We start from the raw sequence: 2,764 nt of genomic DNA on the forward strand, positions 1-2,764 counted from the left end.
CTACTGTTTGTATCGACGGTAATGCATCTATGGCAAACCCCATAGGCCGAGAACGATACAGAAGGTGCTTGATCTGGGGATGCTCTCTACCTCGGTGGAGGGAGGATGTCACAGATGTGCTAAAAGCTATACAAGCCGAAGCACATAGATTGGCCAGAGAAATGGCCATAGCCAGGGGAGCAGAAGATCCAGATGTAGAACTCGAGATCGAGGAGGAGAAATTTGTGGGAGCGAATCAGGATGATGATGTGCAGATAAGCGATTATGCTATTCTCAATGAGGATGAAAGGCAGGCTGATGTCGACGAAAAAGGTAAAAAGGACAAACTTTTGTTAGAGGCGAGGGTTACGGCGAAGGCTGTTGGAAAAGTGAAATGGGTGTAAAATACAACATGTAATTTATGCTATAATTAAGATATAGGATATATAAGTAAAAAGAATATATTTCATGTATTTCAAGTAAGGGGTGGTTTGTATGATAAAAGAGGTTCCTTATAATCAATACATAGCAGAGGTAAATAAGCAGCTGACTTCAGGCGGGTTGTTTTTGACCTCAAAAGGGGATAAGGTAAATACAATGGTGATAGGTTGGGGAGGTATAACATTCTTTTGGGGCAAGCCGATTTTCATTGTACCTGTTAGATTATCCCGTTATACCCATCAGCAGATTGAAAAATCTAATGAATTTACTGTAAGTGTGCCGATGGGAGATAGCCTTAAAGAGGCATTGCGCTTTTGCGGCTCACGGTCGGGAAGAGACTACGACAAATTTAAGGAGTGCAACCTCACAGCATTGCCAGGTCAAAAGGTAAGTACGCCGATTATCAAGGAATGTTCGCTACACTATGAGTGCAAGGTAGTTTATAAACAGGATATGATACCTGAAAACCTGGCAACGGAACTGAATCAAAAGTGGTATCCCGACTACCATACCATGTATTTTGGCGAGATAGTAGCGTGTTATTTGACGGGCGAGATATGATATGGACAAAAAACTTATTGTGGATATTCTGAATGAGATAGGCCTTTTGCTGGAATTAAAAGGGGAAAGTCCCTTTAAGTCCAGAGCCTATTATAATGCTGCTAAGACAATAGAAACTCTGGATCAAGATATAGAAACTCTTGTAAAACAGGATAAGTTAAAAGAGATTAAAGGCATAGGGGATGCCTTGAATAAAAAGCTCACAGAACTGGTTACAACGGGCAAGTTGGATTACTATGAGAAACTCAAGGCATCCATCCCGACCGGGCTTATAGATATGTTGAAAATACCAGGACTTGGTCCTAAAAAAGTCAGGGCGCTTTATGAGAAGCTAAATATAAAGAGTATAAGGGAACTGGAGTACGCCTGTATGGAAAACAGGCTTGTAGAGCTGCAGGGTTTCGGCGAAAAGACACAGAGAAAAATATATGATGGAATACAGTTTATAAAGCAACACACGGGTCAGTATCTATATGCAGAGGCGTTTAATGAAGCTGTAAGGTTAAAAAAATTTCTGGAAAGTACAGGCCTTGTGCAAAGGTGTGATATAGCAGGGAGTCTCAGGAGAAGAAAAGAGGTTGTCAAAGATGTAGATATGCTTGCTTCATCACATTACCCTGGTGAACTTATGGATGCCTTTGTGTCATATGAAGATGTAAGAGAGATTATCGCCAAAGGCGATACCAAGTCCAGTGTCATTTTAAACTCTGGTATAAATACGGATTTGAGAGTTGTCAAGGATGAAGAATACCCTTATGCCCTTCATCACTTTACAGGCAGCAAGGAGCATAATACGGCTATGAGACATAGGGCAAAAAAGATGGGGATAAAAATGAACGAATATGGATTGTTTCACGGTGAAGACCTTATAATATGCCGCGATGAGGAAGATATTTTCAACAGGCTCAATCTATCGTATATTCCACCTGAATTAAGGGAAAACATGGGAGAAATTGAAGCTGCCGAAAGAGGAGAAATACCATCTTTGATCCAGGATGATGATATCAAAGGGATATTTCACGTTCACACTACTTATAGCGACGGGTCCAATTCGCTGTATGATATGGTTCAGGCTGCCAGGGCCTCGGGCTATAAATACATAGGGATTAGCGATCACAGCAAATCGGCTTTTTATGCAGGGGGCTTAAAAGAAGAAACTGTATTGAGGCAATTGGATGAAATTGAAGAATTGAACAGAAGCTTTAGTGATATTGTCATTTTAAAAGGTATTGAATCGGATATTTTGCCTGATGGTTCTTTAGATTACGATGAGGATATATTGGAGAAATTTGATTTTGTCATAGTTTCCGTGCACTCCCATTTTAAAATGAGCCGTGAAGAGATGACGGAGAGATTAATAAAGGCTATAAAAAATAAATACACAAAGATTTTGGGTCATTGTTCGGGGAGGCTATTGCTGGCGCGAGAAGGCTATGATTTTGATGTATATAAAGTGATTGATACAGCGGCAGAGTACGGTAAGATAATAGAGATAAATGCCAATCCATATAGACTGGATTTGGATTGGCGATACGTAAAATACGCTAAAGACAGAGGGGTTAAATTCGCCATAAATCCCGATGCTCACAACATAGGCGGATTGAATGATATAAAGTATGGAGTCGGTATAGCCCGTAAAGGCTGGCTGGAAGCCAGGGACGTCTTAAATACCTATGATGTGGATATAGTGGGGAGTGAAAAATATTTTGTGTATTTAGATTAATTTCATGCTCTTTCTTGATAAGAATCAATTAACATTTTATTTAACCCATTTCTTAGTATA

At 40.0% G+C, this 2,764-nt stretch carries 3 protein-coding genes; all 3 read left to right on the forward strand.

Annotated elements, in window-relative coordinates; all coding sequences use genetic code 11:
- Positions 1-383 (forward strand): hypothetical protein (locus BUB87_RS13780; protein ID WP_234946061.1); only part of this gene is annotated, 383 nt, incomplete at its 5' end.
- A 91-nt stretch (positions 384-474) separates the two neighbouring features.
- Positions 475-981, forward strand: a complete 507-nt coding sequence (locus BUB87_RS13785) for a flavin reductase family protein (protein WP_073346649.1) — start codon at positions 475-477, stop codon at positions 979-981.
- A 1-nt stretch (position 982) separates the two neighbouring features.
- Complete coding sequence (gene polX, locus BUB87_RS13790; RefSeq protein WP_073346651.1) at positions 983-2,704, forward strand: DNA polymerase/3'-5' exonuclease PolX; 1,722 nt, start codon at positions 983-985, stop codon at positions 2,702-2,704.
- Positions 2,705-2,764: the final 60 nt, after the last annotated feature.

The sequence above is a fragment of the Caldanaerobius fijiensis DSM 17918 genome, assembly GCF_900129075.1.
Lineage (GTDB): Bacteria > Bacillota > Thermoanaerobacteria > Thermoanaerobacterales > Caldanaerobiaceae > Caldanaerobius > Caldanaerobius fijiensis.